Annotated in this window: 18 protein-coding genes; 11 read left to right on the forward strand and 7 right to left on the reverse strand. The window is 62.3% G+C overall.

Annotated features, from left to right (window positions below):
• Positions 1 to 2: 2 nt before the first annotated feature.
• Both QCBJ_RS14905 and QCBJ_RS14910 read right to left on the reverse strand, forming a co-directional pair.
• The gene (locus QCBJ_RS14905; RefSeq protein ID WP_102061123.1) at positions 3 to 1,391 is read right to left on the reverse strand and encodes a hypothetical protein; all 1,389 of its coding nucleotides are present in this window, start codon (positions 1,389 to 1,391) and stop codon (positions 3 to 5) included.
• A gap of 75 nt (positions 1,392 to 1,466) precedes the next feature.
• On the reverse strand, positions 1,467 to 3,554 hold the full coding sequence (locus tag QCBJ_RS14910) for a TonB-dependent receptor (RefSeq protein WP_102061124.1): 2,088 nt from the start codon (positions 3,552 to 3,554) through the stop codon (positions 1,467 to 1,469).
• A 172-nt stretch (positions 3,555 to 3,726) separates the two neighbouring features.
• On the opposite strand from QCBJ_RS14910, the gene QCBJ_RS14915 reads away from it, so the two are divergent.
• The 6 genes from QCBJ_RS14915 (at position 3,727) to QCBJ_RS14940 (ending at position 10,378) form a co-directional block, all read left to right on the forward strand.
• Entirely contained in the window at positions 3,727 to 4,098 is a 372-nt protein-coding gene (locus QCBJ_RS14915; protein ID WP_102061125.1) for a YceK/YidQ family lipoprotein, read from the forward strand.
• 142 nt (positions 4,099 to 4,240) lie between these two features.
• On the forward strand, positions 4,241 to 5,998 hold the full coding sequence (locus tag QCBJ_RS14920) for a carbamoyltransferase (RefSeq protein WP_003187998.1): 1,758 nt from the start codon (positions 4,241 to 4,243) through the stop codon (positions 5,996 to 5,998).
• Complete coding sequence (locus tag QCBJ_RS14925; RefSeq protein WP_102061126.1) at positions 5,999 to 6,895, forward strand: antimicrobial resistance protein Mig-14; 897 nt, start codon at positions 5,999 to 6,001, stop codon at positions 6,893 to 6,895.
• Positions 6,892 to 8,292, forward strand: a complete 1,401-nt coding sequence (locus tag QCBJ_RS14930) for a PIG-L deacetylase family protein (protein ID WP_102061127.1) — start codon at positions 6,892 to 6,894, stop codon at positions 8,290 to 8,292. The genes QCBJ_RS14925 and QCBJ_RS14930 overlap by 4 nt, the downstream gene beginning before the upstream one ends.
• Positions 8,293 to 8,351: 59 nt before the next feature.
• Entirely contained in the window at positions 8,352 to 9,500 is a 1,149-nt protein-coding gene (locus QCBJ_RS14935; protein ID WP_093542843.1) for a glycosyltransferase, read from the forward strand.
• Positions 9,497 to 10,378 (forward strand): glycosyltransferase, encoded by an 882-nt coding sequence (locus QCBJ_RS14940; protein WP_102061128.1) that lies wholly within the window; start codon positions 9,497 to 9,499, stop codon positions 10,376 to 10,378. The genes QCBJ_RS14935 and QCBJ_RS14940 overlap by 4 nt, the downstream gene beginning before the upstream one ends.
• A 54-nt stretch (positions 10,379 to 10,432) precedes the next feature.
• Here QCBJ_RS14940 and QCBJ_RS14945 read toward each other — a convergent pair whose 3' ends face one another.
• Entirely contained in the window at positions 10,433 to 12,295 is a 1,863-nt protein-coding gene (locus tag QCBJ_RS14945; RefSeq protein ID WP_102061129.1) for a bifunctional O-antigen ligase/aminoglycoside phosphotransferase family protein, read from the reverse strand.
• Between the two features lie 159 nt (positions 12,296 to 12,454).
• Between QCBJ_RS14945 and msbA the strand changes: the two genes are divergently transcribed.
• The 3 genes from msbA (at position 12,455) to QCBJ_RS14960 (ending at position 16,855) form a co-directional block, all read left to right on the forward strand.
• Positions 12,455 to 14,260, forward strand: a complete 1,806-nt coding sequence (gene msbA, locus QCBJ_RS14950; RefSeq protein WP_012721879.1) for a lipid A export permease/ATP-binding protein MsbA — start codon at positions 12,455 to 12,457, stop codon at positions 14,258 to 14,260.
• Positions 14,261 to 14,511: 251 nt separating this feature from the next.
• Complete coding sequence (gene hldE / locus QCBJ_RS14955; protein ID WP_012721880.1) at positions 14,512 to 15,936, forward strand: bifunctional D-glycero-beta-D-manno-heptose-7-phosphate kinase/D-glycero-beta-D-manno-heptose 1-phosphate adenylyltransferase HldE; 1,425 nt, start codon at positions 14,512 to 14,514, stop codon at positions 15,934 to 15,936.
• Entirely contained in the window at positions 15,929 to 16,855 is a 927-nt protein-coding gene (locus tag QCBJ_RS14960; protein ID WP_012721881.1) for an NAD-dependent epimerase/dehydratase family protein, read from the forward strand. The genes hldE and QCBJ_RS14960 overlap by 8 nt, the downstream gene beginning before the upstream one ends.
• A 1,192-nt stretch (positions 16,856 to 18,047) precedes the next feature.
• On the opposite strand, the gene QCBJ_RS14965 is transcribed toward QCBJ_RS14960, so the two are convergent.
• Genes QCBJ_RS14965 through QCBJ_RS14980 form a run of 4 tightly spaced genes read right to left on the reverse strand, consistent with a single transcriptional unit; the run spans position 18,048 to position 21,424 of the window.
• Positions 18,048 to 19,007 carry a hypothetical protein gene (locus QCBJ_RS14965; protein ID WP_012721882.1) on the reverse strand — a complete coding sequence of 320 codons (960 nt, stop codon included), beginning with the start codon at positions 19,005 to 19,007 and terminating at the stop codon, positions 18,048 to 18,050.
• 41 nt (positions 19,008 to 19,048) lie between these two features.
• Entirely contained in the window at positions 19,049 to 19,861 is an 813-nt protein-coding gene (locus tag QCBJ_RS14970; RefSeq protein WP_012721883.1) for an aldo/keto reductase, read from the reverse strand.
• The gene (locus QCBJ_RS14975; RefSeq protein WP_093542837.1) at positions 19,858 to 21,033 is read right to left on the reverse strand and encodes an FAD-binding oxidoreductase; all 1,176 of its coding nucleotides are present in this window, start codon (positions 21,031 to 21,033) and stop codon (positions 19,858 to 19,860) included. The genes QCBJ_RS14970 and QCBJ_RS14975 overlap by 4 nt, the downstream gene beginning before the upstream one ends.
• Positions 21,034 to 21,088: 55 nt before the next feature.
• Positions 21,089 to 21,424, reverse strand: a complete 336-nt coding sequence (locus QCBJ_RS14980) for a multidrug efflux SMR transporter (protein WP_012721885.1) — start codon at positions 21,422 to 21,424, stop codon at positions 21,089 to 21,091.
• A 102-nt stretch (positions 21,425 to 21,526) separates the two neighbouring features.
• Here QCBJ_RS14980 and QCBJ_RS14985 point away from each other — a divergent pair, with 102 nt between their 5' ends.
• Both QCBJ_RS14985 and waaA read left to right on the forward strand, forming a co-directional pair.
• On the forward strand, positions 21,527 to 22,417 hold the full coding sequence (locus QCBJ_RS14985) for a LysR family transcriptional regulator (protein WP_012721886.1): 891 nt from the start codon (positions 21,527 to 21,529) through the stop codon (positions 22,415 to 22,417).
• A gap of 23 nt (positions 22,418 to 22,440) precedes the next feature.
• Entirely contained in the window at positions 22,441 to 23,718 is a 1,278-nt protein-coding gene (waaA, locus tag QCBJ_RS14990; protein ID WP_102061130.1) for a lipid IV(A) 3-deoxy-D-manno-octulosonic acid transferase, read from the forward strand.
• Positions 23,719 to 23,752: the final 34 nt, after the last annotated feature.

Genomic DNA, 23,752 nt, shown 5'->3' on the forward strand with positions numbered 1-23,752 from the left:
CGCTATTGTGCGTTGACCAGCGTCGTGCGGGTTGTGTATTTGCCCTTGACGACGTCCTGCTGGGTGAAGAAATACCCGTAGTCCTGCAGGTACATGACTGTGCTGGTCGCCTGGTAGTTATCACCCGTCGTGGTGCAATTGAGCGCCTTGGCAGTGCCACTCAGCGCCGAGTTGATGTCGCTGGCCGGCACTTCGCGTGCTACCACACACGTCGCGTCGCGGGACAGCACGCGGTCCTCTTCAGCCGTGTTGCGATTGAGCTCTTTGAGCTTGAACCCCAGCGTTGTCCCGATCGGCATGTGCTTCCAGTCGCCGCTGAAACTGAGTTGCTCAACCGTGCTGGCGGCCGAGACGTTCATCCCGCGCAGTTCAAATTCGCTTTGGAAGGTCAGGCTGAACAAGCCTCTGAATGTCGTGATCTTGGCACTTGAGGATGGGGTGGCACGGCGGAGTTTAAGCAGGTTGTTCCCCGCCCCGGGCTCAATGAACACCTCAGTGCGCAAGCTGGAGGAGCCCAATTCGCGCTTCTCCACAAGGTGGTGCAGAGGCTTGGCTGGGGCGGGCATGCCCAGTGCGGAGATCGCCTCCGTCACCGTTGCCGGGACAGGCGCGGGTGTCAGGGTTTGCATGAGCTTGGTGCGCGTAACGGCTACCGGCAGCTGCGCTGCTGTTGGCGAGCACGCGGCCTTGAGCAGGGTCCGGGTGTCCGCCTCGGCGGTGCTGAAGGGCTGGTCGATGGGAACGGCTACCACGTTGCCGAAGGTCACGGTGTTTTTCGGCGTGAGGCTGAAGGCGGCCAGGGTCCGATAGGTCTGGCGGCTGCAACTGACCTCCCAGTGCAGGCGGGTCTGGGCATACGGCATTTTTTTGAGTGTATTGATCAGAATGAGCGGCTCATCGTAGGCGCCCCAGAACTCGATTTTCTCGCCCACGGTCTTGAGGCTGGCACGGTCGATCAACAATTGGCGTTGGGTGTCTGTCGTGCTGACGAGGCGCCAGTCCGGGCGCGGCGTGCGGGCGCACGCGTCGGTAAAGCTGGCGTTCTGTTGCAGTTCGCCGATCACTTCCGGCGCCAGGTTGCGCATGACAGTGATGCGCGTGGGCTGGCCATCGGCACCTGGGGTGCCGGGGGCCTCCATATACAACAGGCTCCCGCTCGGGGTGGCACAGGACGCCTGAAGCTGTGCGATATCCGGCACGGCGACATTGTCGGTCAGCGTGACGTGAACCTGGTAACTGAGGTCGTCGCCGTCACGCATGACCGAGTCGGCCAGCAGCGGCTTCTTGAGCATGTCTTTATACGGGGCCTCGGCCGTGCCGCCGGGCTTCATGCCTTGCACGCCACAACCGCTGAGCAGGCCCAGGGCGACGATAACCGCGATGTGTTTCATGAGCGTTCCTTGCAGAGAGGACAGGTGATCAGGGGCTTTCGACCGCCCGCAGGCTTTTTTGTGCGGGCGCACTGATCAGAATGAGTACTCCGCACCGGCGCCTGCATACCAGGAACGCCCTGGCGCCGCTTCGTAGTAGCGGTTGTTGCCATCGCCGACGATCACTGAGCCGACGTACTGACGGTCGAGCAGGTTATCCAGGCGCAGGGTCTGGTGGAAGGTCCAGTGTTCGACCTTCTGTTCGAAACGGGCGCGCCAGTTGAATACGCTGTAGGCCGGTGCGGCGTGCTGGCTATTGGTGTCCTCGACGTAGACCTTGCTGCGGTACAGGCCTTCGATGGCAGTGCTGACCCAGTCGCGGGGTTTCCAGTTCAGCTCGGCGAACAGCGTGGTTTGCGGCACGCCGGGCAGGTAGTTGCCCTTGTCGACGGCGGTGCTGCCGCCGCTGACGAAGTCACTGTCGTAGGTGGCTTGCAAGCGGGTGTAGGCGAGGTTGGCGGACCACTGTTCGCTGAGTTGGCTTTCGACGCCCAGTTCGAAGCCGCGACGCAGGGTGCGGCCGGCGTTTTGGTAGCTGGTGCGGCCGCCCAGTGATTGGTTGACCACCAGTTCATCTTCGGTGGTGATCTGGAATACGGCAGCGTTGATTCGCGTGTTGTTGAGCTGGGCTTTCAATCCCACTTCATACTGGGTGCTTTCCGATGGCTTCAGACCGAAGTTGAAGCCCTCGACGCTGCCCGGTGCGTAGGCCAATTCGGCCTGGGTCGGCGTTTCGAAGCCTTTGCCGGCACTGACATAACCATGCAGCTGCGGCGTGAACGCATACATCACGCTCATCGACGGCGTGTTTTTTTGATAGGTCTTGTTGCCGCTTGAATCGCCGTTGCTGAGGAATTGGTCGTCAACGTCCAGCGCCATGGTGCTATGCCGAACGCCGGCTTGCAGGGTCCAGCGGTCGAGGGCCCAGTTGGCCTGGATGTAAGGGTCAAGACTACGCGCCGTGTCGATTTCATCGCGACGCAGCTGACCTTTTACGCCAAGGGTGTTGCCGCTGTAATTCTGATAGCCATGGCGGCTGTCTTCGCTCTGGTCGAAGTCCAGGCCGGTGATGATCATCAGCTCGCCGGGCGCGCGCTCGACAGGCTGCATCCAGCGCACGCTGCCGCCATAGAACTTGCGGTCGAATTGCACCACGCCGCCGCCGCGCTCGTTGGCGGGTGTGCCCTTGGGAATCGACAAATACTGAATCACACTCCGCCGCCCCGTATACCCATTCACCTGCAACGTCGCATCCCCGAAATAGCGGGCGTAATTCATGCCCAATTGCTGGTGATCGATGCTTTTACGCGTGTTGTACGTCAGCGCGTTGGCACTCACCGAGCGCGGATCAGCCTTGTACGCCGCCCACGTCTGCCCCAGCGGGTCCTGCGTGCCGTTCTGCTCCAGGCTGCTGTAGATCAGCGCCAGCTTGCTGTCGTCATCCGGGCGGAAGTTGAGCTTGGCAAAGGTCTGGTCTCGCCGCGCGCTGCTGTGGTCGCGATAGCCGTTGGTGTCCATCCGCGAGGCGTCCAGCACGAAACCTGCGCCGTTGGCGGCGCCTTCGGCGGTCAGGTGGTTTTTGTTCAGACCGTCGCTGCCTACCAGGGTCTCGGCGCCGATACGGGGCGAGCCTTCGCCGTCGCGGGAAAACATCTGGATCACGCCGCCGGCATTGCTGCCATACAAGGTGGCTGCCGGGCCGCGCAGCACTTCGATACGTTCGGCGGTGTCGAGGTTGAACGTGGCTGCCTGGCCCTGGCCATCCGGGGTGCTGGCGGGAATACCGTCGGCGATCAGCTTGAGTCCGCGCACGCCGAAGGCCGAGCGGGCGCCGAAGCCACGGGAAGAAATCTGCAGGTCCTGGGCATAGTTCTGACGGTTCTGCACCACCAGGCCGGGCACGCGGGACAGGGCTTCGGAGGCGTTGATGCCCAATTGGCCGTCGCTGATCTGCTCGTGGCTGATGCCGTCCACCGAGTAGGGCAGATCGAAGGTCGGGCTGGCGCTGCGCGAGCCGGTGACGACGCTGGGGTCGAGGATCAGGGCTGTGTCGTCTGCCTGGGCGGTGTCGCACAAGGCGAGCAGGCTGGGCAACAACAGGGTAAGACGGGTGAGGTTGTTCATGAGTCAGCCGGAATCCGTGGCGCTTAGTGTGTAAACGCGCAAAAGGTCGCGAGTTTAGTGAGTCAGGCGATTTTTATCATTTAGGAATCAGCCTACGGTGCGAATCGGTGCTTCGACACTGGGGCTCCAGGCCCGTCGATGTTAGCGTGAGCCGCTTCGTCGATAATGGCCGATGGGTCAAAAGGAGTGGTTCGTGAGGCGTGCATCGAACGTCCTGTGGCTGGTTGCCTGCCTGGTACTTGCCGGTTGCGGAACCATCAACACCGTTTTCCGTCCCGACGCCGTGGCCAGTCAGAACCTTAAGGATTCGCGCAGTCACTGCGAAAACGTGCCGCGCATCTACAGCGGGGTGATGTACGGGTTCTGTACGCTCAATGGCGAACCCAAGCCTGAAAAAAGCCTCAACGATGTAAGCCTGATAGACCTCGGTGCCGTCCCTATCATCGCCATCGAATTCGTGGCCTCCGGCGTGCTGGACACGCTGGTGCTGCCCTACACGATCTACCGTCAAAACAAGGACGGCAGCATCGAGATCTTCCGCTAGTCCCTCTTGACGCTTGCCGCTAACAGTTTCCCACCTCTTTTACGCTATAATCCCGCCCTTTAGCTGTTTCCTGCCCAGGCGGGAAGCACACTTTTTTCAGGCGCAACCCGCCTGCATGCAGACTAAAAGAGGCTAGACCCCTGTGGCATTGACGATTCTTGGCCTGTCCGGCGCCCTTAGCCATGATCCTTCCGCAGCCTTGTATATCGACGGCAAGCTGATCGCGGCCGCCGAAGAAGAGCGCTTCGTGCGCGACAAACATGCAAAGAACCGCATGCCCTACGAGTCGGCGAAGTTCTGCCTGGAGCAGGCCGGCATCAAGCCTTCCGACGTTGACGTGGTGGCGATCCCGTTCGCCCCGATCAGCCTGTTCGGCGAGGCGCGCTGGCACTACGCCAAACGTTACTGGTACGCCCCGGACCGCGCCCTCGACGCGATCCTGATGGGCAACCGTCGCTACAAGCGCTATCGCAACAAGATCGTCTGGTGCCTGGAGCAACTGGGCTTCGATCCGAAGAAAATCAAGATCGAGCCGGTTGAACACCACCTGGCCCACGCTTCCAGCGCCTACCACTGTTCCGGCTTCCAGGAAAAAACCGCGATCCTCGGTATCGACGGTAAAGGTGAGTACGCCACCACGTTCTTCGGCTACGGCGAAAACGGCAAGATCCACAAGATCAAGGAATTCTACGATCCGGACTCCCTCGGCGGCCTGTACGGCGCGATCACCGAGTTCCTCGGTTTCGAGATGCTCGACGGTGAGTTCAAGGTCATGGGCATGGCGCCGTACGGCGACGCCAGCAAATACGACTTCTCGCGCCTGGCCTCCTTTGAAAACGGCGAACTGGTGATCAACACCGACTACGCCAACGTCATCGGCCTGCGCCGTTATAAAGAGAAGGGCAAGGGTTTCTACTTCTCGCCCAAACTGATCGAGTGGCTGGGTCCGAAGCGCGAAGGCGATATCGCCGACGAACCGTACATCCACTACGCGGCCAGCATGCAGGCGCTGTTCGAGAAGCTGGCCCTGCAGATGATCGACCACTACCTGGGCGACATCCTCAAGGACACCGGCAAGCTGGCCTTCGCCGGCGGTTGTGCACTGAACGTCAAGCTGAACCAGAAGATCATCGCCCGTGACGACGTGAAAGAGCTGTTCGTGCAGCCGGCGTCCGGCGATGCCGGCACCGCGGTAGGTGCGGCGGCCTATGTGTCCCACGCCCGTGGTGTGCCGGTCGAGAAGATGGAACACGTCTACCTCGGCCCGTCCTACAGCAACGAAGACGTGATTGCCGCGTGCGCCAAGCACGAGAGCAAGCCGAACTGGCGCAAGATCGAAAACATGCCTAAGCGCATCGCCAAGATCATGGTCGACGGCAACCCGGTGGCCTGGTTCCAGGGGCGCATGGAGTTTGGCCCGCGTGCCTTGGGCGGTCGTTCGATCATCGGTTGCCCTAGCGCTACCGGCGTGGCTGACCGCATCAACCACCAAATCAAGTTCCGCGAGCGCTGGAGGCCTTTCTGCCCGTCGATGCTCGACACCGTGGCCCCGCAGATGATCAAGGTCGATCACCCGGCGCCGTTCATGACCTTCACCTTTGAAGTGTCGGAAGAGTGGAAAACCCGCGTGCCGGAAGTGGTCCACGAAGATGGTACCTCCCGCGCCCAGGTGCTCAAGCGCGAGTACAACCCGCGCTACTACGACATGATGAAAGAGCTGGAAGTACTGACCGGTAACGGCGTGTCGCTGAACACCTCGCTCAACCGTCGTGGCGAAGCGATGATCTGCTCGCCGACCGACGCGCTGAACATGTTCTTCGGCTCTGACTTGCAGTACCTGATCATGGAAGACATCCTGGTCGTCAAGGACGGCGTGGACCCTTATGACGCTGTGGTCTAAATGCTGAACCGCTTCCAGGCTTGGCGTGAGCGTGGCTGGGCGCCTGTCGAGGCCGAGGTTTACGCCCAGGCCTGGCAGCGGTTTGGCGGCAGCGTGGCGACCCATCCGCAGGTTGTCGAGCGGTTGGCGGACCTGGCGCAGATTCCGGTGCGTTACCTGGGCTGGGAACAGGACGGCGAACTCAAGGGGGCAATTGCCACCTGGGGACGCGACCTGGCCCTGTCCAAGGACGTGCTCAAGCGCAGCGGCAAGAAAGGCCTGTTTGACCTCGGCAATGCCGAGATCATCCTGCCGATCGCCGCCGATGCGCAGTTGCCGGTGCGCCATCGTGGGCGTTACTTGTCAGCGCTGAACGAGGGCCGCATCAGCACCCTCAAGCCGCAGGCCGAGCAGTTGGCCATGGCGCGCACCCCCGAAGACCTGTCGAAGAAATTTCGCTACAACCAGCGCCGCGAATTGCGTCTGCTGGAAGAGGCGGGTGGCGTGGTGCGGGCGGTGAATGAGTTTTCCAGCACGGAACTGGCGGCCATCTACTGCGATCTGTTCCAGCGCCGCTGGGGTTTCCCCGCCACCGGCGCCGAGCGCCTGGCTGAGGTGCTGGCGTTGCTCAAGGATTTCCTGATGGGCTCGGTGCTGTTTCTCAACGATGCGCCGATTGCCGTGCAGCTGGTGTATCGCGTCGAGTCGCCTGAGTGGGTCAGCATTGAATACGTCAACGGCGGTGTCGACCCTGAAACCCGTGCATTCAGCCCCGGCAGCGTACTGAGTTTTCTCAATACGCAAAGCGCCTGGGAACAGGCGCGGGCGGTGGAGAAACCGCTGCGCTTTTCCTTCGGGCGTGCCGACCGCGAGTACAAGGAGCGCTGGTGCAACCCAGTGCCGGTGTTCAGCGTATGAGCCGTAAACAGCAACTGCTCAAGCGCCACCGCCGCAATAAACGCATTGCGCTGCTGATCGGCCTGCTGGTGTTGATTGCGGCCGGTGTGCTGGTGGCCTGGTGGCTGCCGTTGATCCTCGCGATTGTGCTGTGGGTGGCCCATGAAGCCTGGTTTGCCGACCATCTGTTTTATTCGCCCAAGGATGACTACCACTACCGTTTTGCGTCGAGTGGCCAGCAGGTCGGCTTGCGTCTGGAAGGCGGCAAGTTGCTCGCCGATACGCCGCTCGAGCTGGCTGGCGATGAAACGCTGATCGTCGAAGTACAGCTCAAAAGCAACCTATGGGGCCGTTTCTTTGATCCTGCGGTTGAGTTTCTGGACGATCGCCAGGCGTTCGAGCGCGGCGTGGCCGGCAAGCGTTACCTCAACCTCACCGGTTCGGCGGCGGCATTGGCCGGCGGTGAACTGCGCCTGCGCGGTCGTTTTTGCCGCGTGATCGGCCAGCCTGTCTTGTGGGTCTTTCGTCAGCCGGACGCTGCCCGCCAGCGGGTGATGGTGATCGCGCCCCATGCCGACGATGCCGAACTGGCCGCCTTCGGCCTGTATGGCCAGGCCGATGAAAGCTGGATCGTGACCCTGACCGCCGGTGAAATCGAGGCCGAACACTATCAGCAGATGGGCATGCCCCCGGCTGTAGCGGCGCGGATCAAAGGGCGCCTGCGTGCCTGGGACAGCATTGCCGTGCCGCGTTGGGCCGGCGTGCCCGAGGCGCACTGCGTGCAGTTGGGGTATTTTTGCCTGCAGCTGCCGGCTATGCGCGACGCCCCCGATCAGCCCCAGGTCTCGCGCGAAGCGCAGTTGGACGATACGCGGCTGTTCCGCCAGTTCAATGCCTTGGCATTGCCGGGCGATGTGGACGGCGCGCCGACCTGGGACAACTTGATTGCCGACCTGCGCGCGGTGCTGCTCAAGGCGCGCCCCGAGGTGATTGTGTTGCCGACGCCGGTGCTCGACCCTCACCCGGACCATATTTGTGCACACACTGCGGTGGTGCAAGCGTTGCAGGGGCTTGAGTGGCAACCGGGTACCTTGCTCGGCTATGCCAACCATCTGCATGATAATGACCGCTGGCCCATGGGTGATTCAGGCGCCGGCATCGCTTTGCCGCCGCAGTTCGATGCCGCCCAGGTGCTTGAGCCTTATTGCCGGGTGCTGAGCCTGAGCCAGCAGCAAGACAAGGCCATGGCGTTGGGCATGATGCATGACCTGCAGCCCCGTGCGCCGTTCAAGCGTCGGGTACGTCGCCTGTTGCAGCAATTACTGGCGGGTCGTGGTCCATCGCCTTACGGCGAGAACGAATTTTTCCGCAAGGCCGTGCGCCGTCACGAGCTGCTTTGGGTGCTGAAGCAGGACTGAAATTGACTTTTTTCGTCGGGCTGCCCGCGTGTAGCAGCCCGATTGCCTCATGGAGTGATATGAAGCCTCGTTTCAAGGTTTTGCAGTTGCAGCCGGACTACAACGTCAAGCTCAATGATTTCGCCGACCTCGGCGAGCAGATCGTCAAGGCGCTGCCGACGGAGCGCTTTGAGGTGACGTCGGCCTTTCTCAGCGGGCGACCGCAGCCGGGCCAACCGTTGAGCGTGGCGGACCACTCCAAGTATTTCGAGTTTCCCGAGAAGGCGCTCAAGGGCATTCGCCTGGGCGCCATGTGGGAGATCTACAAGTATTGCCGCGAGCAGAAGTTTGACGTGGTCATCTGTAACCGCTTCAAATCAGTGAACATGATGCTGTCCCTCAACCGCTGGTTGAAGATCCCATTGTGCATCGGGATCTCCCATGGTTTTGGCGAGTACGAGCGCGCCTATCGCCGGCGTCAGACCCGCCGGTTGGTCAGCCCGGCCTGGCGGTTTGTCGGGGTGTCGGCGGCGGTCAGGGATTACCTGGTCGGCCTCAACTGCGGCTTCACCCGCGAGAACACCACCTTCGTCACCAACGCCATCGATATTCCCCAGGCCGAAGCCTTGCAGCTGCCGCGTGAGCAAGCGCGCCAGGCACTCGGGCTGCCGCTCGACGCACGGATCATCGGCGCGCTGGGGCGCCTGGTGCCGATCAAGGGCCATACGCACCTGCTGCAGGCGTTTGCCCGTCTCAAGGACAAATACCCCAATGCCCAGGTCGGCATCATCGGTTCCGGCCGTGCCGAAGCAGACTTGCGTGCGGACATCGAGCGCCTGGGCCTCACCGGCCGCGCGCACCTGCTGGGCTTTCGCGAAGACGGTCTCAAGTATGTGCGCGCCTTCGATATCTGGACCATGCCTTCCTTGCTTGAAGGCCTGGGCCTGGCGCTGCTGGAAGGCATGAGCGGGCGCTTGCCGGTGATTGCTTCCAACGGGCCGGCCATGCTGCCGCTGGTGGAAGGGGCGGGCGGGTTGTCCCACGAGCCCGGCAATGTCGAGCAACTGACAGTGGCCCTGGACACTTACCTGGCCATGAGTGACGAACAATTGCGTGCCAAGGGTGAACAGGTGTTCCGTTACCTGGAAGAAAACCACGCCCTGGCCGAATTCCAGCAAAAGTACCTGAACCTCATTGAAACCGGTTTGAAAGAAGTAGGTAGAGCATGACAGCGCAGCAACCCCTGGTCTCGGTGATTATCGCGTCCTACAACCACGGCCGGTATATCGAAGAGAGCATCCTCAGTGTGCTTGGCCAGACGTACCCGAATATCGAGCTGCTGGTGGTGGACGACGGCTCCAAGGATGACAGTGTCGAGCGCATCCAGCGGCTGCAGGCCGAGCACGGTTTTGATTTCCAGGTGCAGCAGAACCAGGGCCTCACCGCCACGCTCAATGGTGCCATCGCCCGCGCCAAGGGCAGCCTGATCGCCCCGTTCGGGTCGGATGACATCATGTTGCCGGACCGCATCGCCACCCAGGTGGCCTACATGGAAGGCAAGCCAACGGTGGGGATGTGTGCGGGTAACATCGAGCTGATCGATGGCGACGGTAACCTGCACCCGGAGAAAAAACAGCGCCGCGACGTGCCGTTCCGCAGCCTGGATTTCGACGACATGTTCATGGACCGCAAGCCTTTTCCGCCGGCGCCGACCATGCTGATTCGCCGGGAAGTGCTGGAGGAAGTCGGTGGGTTCGATCCGCAAATTCCCCTTGAAGACCTGCTGATCCAATTGAAAATCACCGCCGCGGGCTACACCATCGACGCCCTCGGCGTGGTGATGGCGCGCTATCGGCAGCATGCGGCCAACACCTACAAGAACCACCGCTACATGATCCAGAACATTCTCAAGACCTACGCCAAGTTCAGCGATCACCCGGCCTATGACGCGGTGCGCTACAACTTCCTGAACTCGATGTTCCTCAAGACGGCCGATCGTGATCGGCCACTGGCGCGGGAGATCCTCAAGCAGATCCCGCTGAAGTTCTGGGGGCGCAAGACCTTGCGCGGGTTGGTGCGGTTATATCTGGCGCCCCTCAAGAAGTGAGGTAGCGAGGGGAATGAAAAAGGCGACTATCAGCAGTGATAGTCGCCTTTTTTATCAGGCGGCGGGACTGGCCAATGCCAGCACTTGCTCACGGATCTTGGCTGTGGCGCCTTGGCTGGCAACGGACGCATAACCTTTGGCGAGCTGTTCGAAGTGTGTCTCGAACAACCAGGCGCGGTCCTGCGGGTAGCGTTGCATATGGCGCAGGTTGCGCTGGCGCAAAGCATTGCGCAGCGGCGACGGGAAGATGCGCAGGTCGGCGATATCGATCAGGCCGAACTCCCCGTCATCCATCAGCAGCACATTACCCAAGTGCAGTGAGCGGAAGTACACGCCGCGCTCATGCAGCTGGGCCATGAACTGGCCGAAGCGTTCGATCAGCGACTCGCGCAGGCTGCTGTCCAGGCTTTGCAGGGCCTGGCGCAGGGTCAGTCCGGGCAGTGGCGTGTAGCTGACGGCGCTGCTGGCGTCGCGCAGACCATAGAGGCCCAGGATCTGCGGTGTGGGGATGCCCAGGGTGCGCAATTGCTCGGCGTTGCTGGCAAACCGTTCGGAGTAGGGGTTGAAACTGCCCGAGGTGTACCAGCGGCGCGGACGGAAGATCTTCAGGAAGCGGCCGTCGGCCAGACGCAGCACCTTGGGCCCCAGGCCGTCGGCTTCAATCACTTGGGCATCGCTGCACAGTCGGTCGAAAGCCTCGGGCTTGAGCGTTTGCACCGGCATGCGCAGCACGCTGCGGCGGCGCTGGGCGATGCTCAGGCCGGCGATGATGGCCAGCGGGATCCACAGCAGGAACCAATGCTCCTTGGGCCGCGACAGGATGCCACCGCCCTCGGTCAGCCCGGCGCCGATACCGTAGGTGAGCAGGGAGGACGCCAGGATGAACAGTGGCTGGGCGCGTTCTTTCAGGCCTTTGTAGAGTCCCCAGCCGATCATGAAGATCCATGGGATAAAGCCGATGATGCCGACGTAATACAGCACGCCCAGGGCAAAGCTGTGCGGTTCGCGCAGTTCGTAGCCGTCGGCCAGGGTCAGGTACAGCTCGGAATCGTAGCTGTGGCCGATCCATGGGTGTTCGGCGATGCGTTGCAGTGACATGCCCCAGAGCTCGAAGCGGAACGAGCTGCCGCGGTTGGTGATCAGCTCCGGGTAGAACAGCAGGAGCCCCGCGGCGCCCAGGACCATGCCGGCGATCAGCAGGGCCGAGCGGCGGTTGCGGCTGACGAAGGTCATCCAGAGAATGGTCAGGGTCAGCGCGACCAGTGGCGTGCGAGAACCGGTGGCCAGCACCGTCAAGGTCATGATTGCCAGGGCTGGAATGCTGAACCACAGCACCTGCAGGCGCTGGGTGGTCATGCAGATGTACAGCCAGTAGACGCAGAAAAAGCCGAAAACGTGGGAGCTCAGTAGCGGGTTGTCGAGGGCGCCACGGCCACCGATCATGCGCATGCCCGTGCCGGGTTCAAAACCCTTGGAGAACGCCACGAGGTTGCACACGCACACCACCAGCGCAATCACGGCGGCGCTGAAGAAGACCGGCTTGAACAGCTCATTGCGGTAATGCAGCAATAGCCCGCAGCCGGCAAACAGCATGAAGGTGTGCAGTGGGCGCTTGAACAGGTCGGTGTCGGCGTGATGCTCCGGGCTCCACAGCAGGCTGGTCAGCGCCCAGGCGGAAAACACCAGGAACGCGATCGCCAGAGGCTCGCGCAGCAGCTCCTTGATTTCCCTGGGGCGCAGGCACAGCAGCAACAGGGTGGGAGCACTGAACAGGCCGTAGTAGAACTTGTGCAGCACATTGCGATTGGTGACGAAGAACAGCGAGCTCAGCAGCAACAACAAGCCAATGGGCAAAATCCACAGGACCAGGAAGTCGAAAACGCGATTTGAGCCATAGATCAGGCGCTTGGAGTGCATACAGTAAAAGCCATTCCAGATTGAGAAAGCCGACCATCTTAAAGTAGTGGCTATATAATGTCGCCGGTTGGATCCAACCGGGCTACGGGTCATGCAGGGTGCAAGTACAACAGAGAAGCTGTGCTAAAGTCAGCCTCCTTTTTCAAAACGCCGCGTGATATGACCGACTCCAGTCCGAGCGCAAGCCCTTCGAGCTTGAAAATATACTTCCGCCTGCTCAGTTACGTTAAGCCTTATGCCGGCTTGTTCGCATTGAGTATCGTCGGATTTCTGATTTTCGCGTCGACCCAGCCAATGCTGGGGTACATCCTCAAGTACTTCGTCGACGGCCTTTCCAACCCTGAAGCCGTGCTGTTCCCCAGCGTGCCATTCCTGCGCGACCTGCAATTGCTGCAAGCCGTGCCGCTGCTGATCATCCTGATTGCCGCCTGGCAAGGCCTCGGTTCGTTCCTGGGCAACTACCTGCTGGCCAAGGTTTCCCTGGGCCTGGTCCATGACCTGCGCGTGCAGTTGTTCAACAACTTGCTGACGCTGCCCAACCGCTACTTTGACAATCACAACTCCGGGCACCTGATTTCACGCATCACCTTCAACGTGACCATGGTCACGGGGGCGGCGACCGATGCGATCAAGGTGGTGATCCGTGAAGGCATGACGGTGATCTTCCTGTTCGCCTCGCTGCTGTACATGAACTGGCGTCTGACGCTGGTGATGATCGCCATCCTGCCGTTGATCGCGGTGATGGTGAGCACGGCCAGCAAGAAATTCCGCAAGCAGAGCAAGAAGATCCAGGTGGCCATGGGCGACGTCACGCACGTCGCCTCGGAAACCATCCAGGGCTACCGCGTGGTGCGCAGCTTCGGGGGTGAGGTCTATGAGGAAAAACGCTTCCTCAAGGCCAGCCAGAGCAACACCGACAAGCAACTGCGCATGACCCGCACCGGGGCGATCTACACGCCGGCGCTGCAACTGGTGATCTACACCGCCATGGCGGTGCTGATGTTCCTGGTCCTTTATCTGCGCGGCGATGCTTCGGCCGGTGACATGGTGGCCTACATCACCCTGGCCGGCCTGCTGCCCAAGCCGATTCGCCAGCTCTCGGAAGTCAGCTCGACCATCCAAAAGGGTGTGGCGGGTGCTGAAAGCATCTTCGAACAGCTGGACGAAGACGTTGAAATCGACAACGGCACCGTCGAGCGTGACAAGGTCAGCGGTCGTCTTGATGTGCGCAACCTGAACTTCACCTACCCCGGCACCGAACGCCATGTGCTCAAGGACATCAGCTTTACCGCCGAGCCTGGGCAGATGATCGCGCTGGTCGGGCGCTCGGGCAGCGGTAAATCGACCCTGGCCAGCCTGATCCCGCGTTTCTACCACCATGCCAGCGGTGAAATCCTGCTGGACGGCGTCGAGATCGAGGACTACAAGCTGCTCAACCTGCGCAAACACATCGCCCAGGTGACCCAGCACGTGACGCTGTTCAGCGACACGGTGACCAACAACATCGCCTACGGCGACCTGGCCGGCGCGCCAAGGGCGGACGTTGAAGCGGCAGCGGCGGATGCCAATGCCAAGGACTTCATCGACCAACTGCCCAAGGGCTTCGACACCCAGGTTGGCGAAAACGGCGTATTGCTGTCCGGTGGCCAACGCCAGCGCCTGGCGATTGCCCGTGCCTTGCTGAAGAACGCGCCGTTGCTGATTCTCGACGAGGCCACCTCGGCCCTCGACACCGAGTCCGAGCGGCACATTCAGGCGGCGCTGGACAAGGTCATGCAAGGCCGCACCACCCTGGTGATCGCGCACCGTTTGTCCACCATCGAGAAGGCCGACCTGATCCTGGTGATGGACGACGGCCGGATCGTCGAGCGTGGCACCCACAGCGAGCTGCTGGCGCAGAACGGCTACTACGCCCGCCTGCACGCCATGGGCCTGGATGCGCCGGTGTCAGCTGACATCACCTGATCCAATAGCTGCACAAGCCTCATGTGTGCGGGCTTCCTGTAGTGAGCGGGCTTGCCCCGCGCTGGGCTGCGAAGCAGCCCCATTGGATCTTCAATGTACCCGCCGGGAGGGGCCCGTCGAATCCTTGCCCCGCCCCTCACCACAGCAAGCCCGCTCCCCCATTTGACCCTCAGCGGATTCACTGCTCCACAAGCCTCCTGTAACCCTGTGCTAATATCGCGCCCCTGTTCATTTTGTATGTGGGTTGCTCCATGAAGTTGTCCATGCCGCGATTCGATCAAGCCCCTGTCTTGGTGGTCGGCGATGTCATGCTCGACCGTTACTGGCATGGCGGTACCTCACGGATTTCCCCTGAGGCGCCGGTACCGGTAGTCAAGGTCGAGCAAATCGAAGACCGTCCAGGTGGCGCTGCCAACGTTGCCCTTAATATTGCCGCCCTCGGCGCCCCGGCCTCCCTGGTCGGTGTGACCGGCGACGACGAAGCCGCCGAAAGCCTGGCCAACAGCTTGCGCGGTGCTGGCGTGCGCGCACTGTTCCAGCGCATTGCCCACCAGCCGACCATCGTCAAGCTGCGGGTCATGAGCCGTCACCAGCAATTGCTGCGTATCGATTTTGAAGAACCCTTCGCCACCGACGCCCTGGCCCTGAACGGTCAGGTCGACGAGTTGCTCGAAGGCGTCAAGGTGCTGGTGTTGTCGGACTACGGCAAAGGCGCCTTGAAGAACCACCAGGAACTGATCCAGGCCGCCAAGGCCAAGGGCATCCCGGTATTGGCCGATCCCAAGGGCAAGGACTTCTCGATTTATCGTGGAGCCAGCCTGATCACGCCTAATCTCAGCGAGTTCGAAGCCATCGTCGGCGGTTGCGCCGATGAGCACGACCTGGTGACCAAGGGCGCGGCGCTGATGGCCGACCTCGACCTGGGCGCCTTGCTGGTGACCCGTGGTGAGCACGGCATGACTTTGCTGCGCCCCGGCCACCCGGCCATGCACTTGCCAGCACGGGCCCGTGAAGTGTTCGACGTCACCGGCGCTGGCGACACCGTGATTTCCACCCTGGCCGCCTCGATTGCGGCGGGTGAAGAACTGCCCCACGCCGTGGCCCTGGCCAACCTGGCGGCGGGCATCGTGGTGGGCAAGTTGGGTACCGCCGCGATCAGCGCGCCTGAATTGCGCCGTGCGATCCAGCGTTCCGAAGGTTCGGAACGTGGTGTGCTGACCATCGAGCAACTGCTGCTGGCGATTGACGATGCGCGTGCCCACAACGAAAGCATTGTGTTCACCAACGGCTGCTTCGACATCCTGCACGCCGGTCACGTGACTTACCTTGAACAAGCGCGTGCCCAAGGCGATCGCCTGATCGTTGCGGTCAACGACGACGCTTCGGTGAGCCGCCTGAAAGGCCCTGGCCGCCCGATCAACAGTGTCGACCGGCGCATGGCCGTGCTGGCTGGCCTGGGCGCGGTAGACTGGGTGATCAGCTTCCCGGAAGCGACCCCGGAAAACCTGCTGGCCCAGGTCAAGCCGGATGTGCTGGTCAAAGGCGGCGATTATTCCGTCGACCAGGTCGTGGGGGCAGATATCGTCAGTGCCTACGGTGGCAAGGTCAAAGTACTGGGCTTGGTCGAGAACAGCTCGACCACCGCCATTGTCGAGAAGATCCGCAACAATGAGTAAGCAGGTTCTTATCACCGGCGGCGCCGGTTTTATCGGCTCGCACCTGGTCGATGCGCTGCTTGCCAAGGGCTACGGCGTGCGGGTGCTGGACAACCTGTCCACCGGCAAGCGCAGTAACTTGCCGTTGCACGATCCGCGCGTCGAACTGCTGGAAGGTGATGTGGCCGATGCCGATTTGGTAGCCCGTGCTGCCGTCGGCGCAACGGCTGTGGTGCACCTGGCGGCCGTGGCCTCGGTGCAGGCGTCAGTGGATGACCCGGTCAGCACGCACCAGAGCAATTTCGTCGGCACCTTGAATGTCTGCGAAGCCATGCGCAAAGCAGGCGTCAAACGCGTGGTGTATGCCTCCAGCGCTGCGGTGTATGGCAACAACGGCGAGGGTGCTTCGATTGACGAAGAGACCACCAAGGCGCCGTTGACGCCCTATGCGTCCGATAAGTTGGCCAGCGAGCACTACTTCGACTTCTACCGCCGCCAGCACGGTCTGGAGCCGGTGATCTTCCGCTTCTTTAATATCTTCGGGCCACGCCAGGATCCTTCATCGCCGTACTCCGGCGTGATCAGTATCTTCAGCGAGCGCGTGCAGCAGGGCGTGCCGATTGCCGTGTTTGGCGATGGCGAGCAAACCCGTGACTTCATGTACGTGGAAGACCTGGTGGATGTGCTGGTGCAGGCCATCGAAGCGCCAGCTGCGCCGCTGGGCGCAATCAATGTGGGTTGGAACCGCACCACTACGCTCAAGCAAGTGTTGCAGGCTTTGGAAGAAGTGGTGGGCACATTGCCGACTATCACTTACGGGCCGGCGCGCTCTGGTGATATCCGCCACTCGCGGGCGAATAACCAGCGCTTGCTGGCGAGCTTCACGCTGCCCGAGCCCACCCCGTTGAAGGTCGGACTGGAACGCTTGCTCAACGGCTGACGCAATGTGTAGTGAGCGAGCTTGCCTCGCGCTGGGTGGCGAAGCCACCCCAAACCCGACAACGCGGTGTGCCTGACACAATGAGGCGGCCCTGTTGGGGCGGCTTCGCCACCCAGCGCGGGGCAAGCCCGCTCACTACAGTCCTTAGCCCTTGGTTTGCGTAGCCAATCCCCTCACGGGCGAATAACCATCGCTTGCTCAACGGCTGACGCGATGTGTAGTGAGCGGGCTTGCCTCGCGCTGGGTGGCGCAGCCACCCCAAACCCGGCAACGCGGTGTACCTGACACAATGAGGCGGCCCTGTTGGGGCGGCTTCGCCACCCAGCGCGGGGCAAGCCCGCTCACTACAGTCCTTAGCCCGTGGTTTGCGTAGCCAATCCCCTCACGGGCGAATAACCAGCGCTTGCTCAACGGCTGACACGATGTGTAGTGAGCGGGCTTGCCCCGCGCTGGGTGGCGCAGCCACCCCAAACCTCACAACGCCGTGTGCCTGACACAATGAGGCGGTCCTGTTGGGGCGGCTTCGCCACCCGGCGCGGGGCAAGCCCGCTCACTACAGTCCTTAGCCCTTGGTTTGCGTAGCCAATCCCCTCACGGGCGAATAACCAGCGCTTGCTCAACGGCTGGCACGATGTGTAGTGAGCGGGCTTGCCCCGCGCTGGGTGGCGAAGCCACCCCAAACCCAACAACGCAGTGTGCCTGACACAATGAGGCGGCCCTGTTGGGGCGGCTTCGCCACCCGGCGCGGGGCAAGCCCGCTCACTACAGTCCTTAGCCCTTGGTTTGCGTAGCCAATCCCCTCACGGGCGAATAACCAGCGCTTGCTCAACGGCTGAGACGATGTGTAGTGAGCGAGCTTGCCTCGCGCTGGGTGGCGCAGCCACCCCAAACCCGGCAACGCGGTGTACCTGATACAATGAGGCGGCCCTGTTGGGGCGGCTTCGCCACCCAGCGCGGGGCAAGCCCGCTCACTACAGTCCTTAGCCCTTGGTTTGCGTAGCCAATCCCCTCACGGGCGAATAACCATCGCTTGCTCAACGGCTGACACGATGTGTAGTGAGCGAGCTTGCCTTGCGCTGGGTGGCGCAGCCACCCCAAACCTCACAACGCGGTGTGCCTGACACAATGAGGCGGCCCTGTTGGGGCGGCTTCGCCACCCGGCGCGGGGCGAGCCCGCTCACTACAGTCTGATTCAGCCCTTGGCTTTTTTCTTCGGCACGATCTTGCGCAGTACCCGCTGGGCCAGGCGCTTTAGTTTCGATTCTTTCTCAGGCGCTGCCAGGCCTTGCTGACGCAGCCAATCCTTCCAGCGAATCCGCTCCTCACGCACCAGCCAGCCTTCCTGCTGGGCGAAGCTTTCCGCCAGGTACAAACCCCGCGTGCTTGCTGGGTACAGCTGGTCTTTCTTGACCGTGTAGAGCTCAGCCTGGGGTTGGCCGTCTTTCAGCGGCATCAGGTACAGGTCGGGGCGCTGACGGTCGAGGCGGGCAACCAGTTGGTCGCCTTCCAGGCGCTCGTCCACATGGAACAAACTCAGGGATTTGGCTTCCTTGGGGACTTCAAGACGCAGGTCGTAAATCAATTGCAGCGATGCGGTGGGCAAGTGCACATAGGCGCGCGGGCGTTCGATCAACTGCGTGGTGGCGCATCGAACCGGGCGGGCTGCACCGGACAGCGGGCTGAGGCGAAAGGGCAGGGCTTCGCGGTAATGCAGCGCGGCCGAGTAGGGCGCCGGCAGCCACGTGTCGTTGAAGCGCCCGCTGAGCCAGCCTTCCGGGGTCTCCAGCAGGCATTCTTCGGCGATTTCCTGGATGGCGGTGTGCAGCGGCAGGTTCAGTTCATGGGCGGGCACGTAGCCGGAGATCAGCTTGAGCACCACGTCGCCACGGTCCTGCCGGCGCTGGCGCACCAGCACCCAGTAGTCCTTGTTTTGCCAATGCAGGGTGAGGCGCACCGACACGCCGAGGTTGGCCAGTTCCAGGGCGAAACGCTCGGGGTCGGCCACCTCCACCGGCTTGCGTCTTTGCAGGGTCTGGGCAAAGTTGAGCGGCATGCCAACGCTCTGATAGCTCAGGCCTTCGGGGGTGGCTTCGACGTGCAGCGGCAGTGTTTTAAAGTTGCTGGGGTTTTTTCTTATGAGCGTTCGCGGCATGTCGGCTCCTTCTTGCGACGGGGTCGGCCGCGTCGGCGGCATCAGAGTTGACGAATGACTTGGGCAGCGGTCGCCACGTTATGGGCCAGGTGCAGCGGATTAATGGTCCCGACAATAGCACTGGCGACGCCCGTTTGCGCAAACAACAACATGAAACTGGCACGAATTGGATCCATTCCCGGCTCCAGGCACACGTGACCGCTTGCCAGGGCTTTTTTCACCAGGATGCCCTTGCCGTGTGCCGCTGCATACTCAATGACGGCTTTCTCGGCCTGTTCGTTCAGATTGTAGGTGACCATGGCGCAATCGCCCTGTTCCAGAGCCTTCACGCCGCCCTCGACGGTTTTCCCGGAGAAGCCGAAACCACGGATCTTACCTTCCTGCTTCAGCGCCGCCAGCGTGTCGTACACCTCGCAGTCGTTGAGGATGTGCAGGTCGTTGCCGTCGGAGTGCACCAGCACCAGGTCGATAAAATCAGTTTCAAGTCGTTTCAAGCTGCGCTCGATGGACATCCGCGTGTGAGCGGCGCTGAAGTCGTGGCTGGACGCGCCATTCTCGAACTCTTCACCGACCTTGCTGACAATCACCCAGTCCTTGCGCTGGTCACGCAGCAGCGGTCCCAGGCGTTCCTCGCTCATGCCATAGGCCGGCGCGGTATCGATCAGGTTGATCCCCAGTTCGCGAGCCTGGCGCAACAGCATGCGGGCTTCGTCGTCACCGGGAATCTGGAAGCCACTGGGGTATTTGACCCCTTGGTCGCGCCCCAGCTTCACGGTGCCCAGGCCCAGCGGCGAGACCAACAGGCCGGTGCTGCCCAGGGGGCGATGCAGGTCGTGCAGGGTGGGTAGGCTCATGGCAACAGTTGCTCCCAGGCAGGTACGCCCATGGCGGGTTTTGGCAGGTCGGGCAACGGCTCGCTGGCGCTTGGGCGGATGCCGTCACGTTCAAGGCTGCCGATGACGCGATCAGCGAAGTCCGGTGCCAACGCCAGTTTGGTCGGCCAGCCCACGAGCAGGCGGTCTTGCTCGGCGAGGAAGGCGTTGTCGGGGCGGCTCAGGCCCGATTGCAGCGGCTCGGCACGGTCGACGCGCAGCGTGGCCCATTGGGTCTGGCTCATGTCGATCCACGGCAGCAATTGCGCCAGCTCTTTCTGGGCCGTGGCGATCTGTTCCTGCGGTGTGCGGGCCACGCCATCGGCCTCGGCGATGTCGCCGCCCATGTACCAGACCCAGTTGCCATCCGCCGCCGGGTGCGTGGTGACGGTGATGCGCGGCTTGGTGCCGCCGCCCAGGCAGTGCGCGTACAGCGGTTTCAGGCCGGGGCCTTTGGCGATGATCATGTGCAAGGGGCGCGTCTGCATGGCCGGCTGGCTCAGGCCCAGCGCGGACAGCAGATCAGCCGTGCCGGCGCCGGCACTCAGCACGATGCGCTGGGCGCGGATCTCGCGACCGTCGACCTTCAGGCCTACCAGTGCGTCGCCTTCGCGCAACGGTTCGATGTGTTGCCCGGCAAGCAAACCATCGCCGGCCAGTTGCGCCAGGCGATCAATCAGGCTCGGCACATCGATGACCAGCTCCGCCAGGCGATAGACCTTGCCCTTGAAGCGGCGGTCTTGCAGGGCCGGGGGCAGGTCGTCGCCCTTGACCTGGTCGACACGGCCGCGCACGGCCTTGCTGGCGAAAAAACTGGTGAGGTTGCCGGCGAGGGTGCCGGGGGACCACAGGTAATGCGCTTCGGACAGCAAGCGCACGCCGGACAGGTCCAGCTCGCCACTGCCCGCCAACGCTTCACGCCAGCGGCGCGGCATATCGGCAATGGCTTCGGAAGCGCCGGTGAGCGCGCCGTGCAGGGCGTATTTCGCACCGCCGTGAATAATCCCCTGGGACTTCACGCTTTGCCCGCCCCCCAAGGTGGCGCTTTCCACCACCACCGTGGAAAACCCCTGGCGGCGCAGGCGCGCATTCAGCCAGAGGCCGGCAACCCCGGCGCCGACAATCAGAACGTCGGTGGAAATAACGGATGGCATGGGCGACCTCAGTGTTCAAGACAAGAGGCGCAGTATACAGGCTGTTGAGAGGTGGTCAGTGCCCGGCGGTTTTCGAGAACAACTGAATCACTACCACGCCCAGCACAATCAGGCCCATCCCCAGCATCGCCGGAATATCCAGCTTCTGCCCGTAGATAAACAGCGCCGCGATGCTCACCATCACAATGCCCATCCCGGCCCACACCGCGTAGGCCACGCCCACCGGCACCGTGCGCACGACCAGCGTCAGCATCCAGAACGCCACGCCGTAGCCGACGATCACCAGCAGCAGTGGGATCGGCGTGCTCCAGCCCTTGATGGCTTTCATGGAAACGGTGGCGATCACTTCCGAGCAGATGGCAATGGCCAGGTAGCAGTAAGCGGCGTTCATGGGTCAATCCTCGGGGTAATGCAATCAGATAAGGCTGGCATTCTAGCCTTCAATCAGATGGGGTAAAGTCATTACCTATCCGAATTAGAGATGGGTTGAGCCATGAGCGTGCAATGGGATCTGGAGCAGATGCGCCTGTTTGTCAGCGTCGCCGAGCAGCGTTCGTTTTCGGCGGTAGCGCGCCAGCAGCGCAAGGCCCAATCGGCGGTCAGTAACGCGATTGCGATGCTGGAGACGGACCTGGGCGTGAGCCTGTTCGAGCGTAGCAGCGGCCGCCAGCCGCGGCTGACCGAAGCCGGCAGTGTGTTGCTGGAGGAAGCGCGCGAAGTGCTGCGCCAGTGCGAGCGGCTCAATGGCCGGGCGCTGTCATTGACACGCGGCGAGGAGGCTTGCCTGCGCCTGGCCCAGGATGAAGCGATGTTGTTCCAGCCGGTGCTCGATAGCCTGGAGGCACTGGCCGTGCAATACCCGTTGCTGGAGGTGCAACTGTCCAGCGCGGCCCAGGGCGATGTGGCGCGCAAACTGGTGGAGCGCCAGGCTGATTTAGGCTTGCTGTTCTACCACGACCAGATCCCCGAAGCCCTCGAGCGGCGGGTGGTCGGCAGCGTGGAGATGGTCACCGTGTGCGGCGTTAATCACCCGCTGGCCAAGGAAACGTACGTGACCTGCCAGCGCCTGGCGCAGTTCCGGCAGTTGCTGATGTCGACCCAGACCAGTGTCTACCCCGGCAGCGAAGCGGCCAGTCCGCTGGTGTGGCGTGCCGACAGTTTCTACGTGCTGGCCGAATGGTTGATGAGTGGGCTGGGCTGGGCCTGGCTGCCCCGGCATATCGTGCAGTACCCGACCTATCAGCAACAGATGGTGGAACTGGACAGCGAATGGACCCCGCCGGCCCTGGTGGTGGAGCTGGTGTGGCGGCGCGACGAGCATCTGGGGCCCGCCGCGCGCTTCCTGGCCAAACGATTTGCCGAGTGCTTGCAGGCGATCGACTGAAAAAGCCGATAAACTCCGCCGCCATGAATAGAACTCTCTACAGCTGTCTGTTTTACCTGGCGCTGCCCTTGGTGGCGTTACGTCTGTGGCTGCGCGCGCGCAAGGCGCCGGCCTACGCCAAGCGCGTTGGCGAGCGCTTCTCCTATGGCTTGCCGGTGATGCGGCCGGGCGGGATCTGGGTGCATGCGGTATCGGTGGGCGAAAGCATCGCTGCCGCGCCGATGGTGCGCGGGTTGCTGGAACGCTATCCGACGTTGCCGATCACCGTTACCTGCATGACGCCGACCGGTTCCGAGCGCATCCAGGCACTGTTTGCCAATGAACCTCGAATTCAGCACTGCTACTTGCCCTATGACTTGCCGTGCGCCGCCAAGCGTTTCCTTGATCGTGTGCAGCCGAAACTGGCGGTGATCATGGAAACCGAGCTGTGGCCCAACCATATCCACGCCTGCGCCCAGCGCGGCATTCCGGTGGCATTGGCGAATGCGCGGTTGTCGGCGCGCTCGGCCAAGGGCTACGCGCGCTTTGCCAAGCTGACGGCGCCGATGCTGTCTGAGATGAGCTTGTTCGCCGTGCAGACGCAGACCGAAGCCCAGCGCTTCCTGAGCCTCGGCGCCCGACCGGAAACCGTTGAAGTCACCGGCTCGATCAAGTTCGACCTGACCATCGACCCCCAGTTACCGGTGCGTGCGGCGGCGTTGCGCGAGCAATGGGGCGCCAGCGAGCGTCCGGTGTGGATCGCCGCCAGCACCCATGAAGGTGAAGATGAAGTGGTGCTGGCCGCCCATCGTCAACTGCTCGAAAGCTATCCTAACGCGCTGCTGATCCTGGTGCCGCGTCACCAGGAACGCTTCGGCCCGATGTTCGAACTGTGTGAGCAGCAAGGTTTTACCACGGTGCGTCGTTCCAGCGGCGAGCCGGTCACGGCGGGCACTTCGGTGTTGCTCGGCGACACCATGGGCGAGCTGCTGTTTCTCTATGCCTTGGCCGACAGCGCCTTTGTCGGCGGTAGCCTGGTGGCGACCGGTGGGCATAACCCGCTGGAGCCGGCCGCGCTGGCCAAGCCGGTGATGATGGGCCCCCACGTGTTCAACTTCCTCGAAATCACCGCGATGATGCGTGAAGCGGGTGCGTTGCGAGAAGTGGAGGACGCTGAAGGATTGGCTGAGGCCGTACGGCAGTTGTTCGAACTGCCGCAGGATGCCCGCAAGATGGCGCAGGCGGGGCTCAAGGTGATGCAGGCCAACCAGGGCGCGTTGAGGCGTTTACTGGATGGTTTAGGTCGACTGCTAGCTAACTGAATCACCACCTAACCAAATGTGGGAGGGGGCTTGC

This window comes from Pseudomonas sp. QC2 (genome assembly GCF_002859085.1).
Taxonomy (GTDB): domain Bacteria; phylum Pseudomonadota; class Gammaproteobacteria; order Pseudomonadales; family Pseudomonadaceae; genus Aquipseudomonas; species Aquipseudomonas petroselini.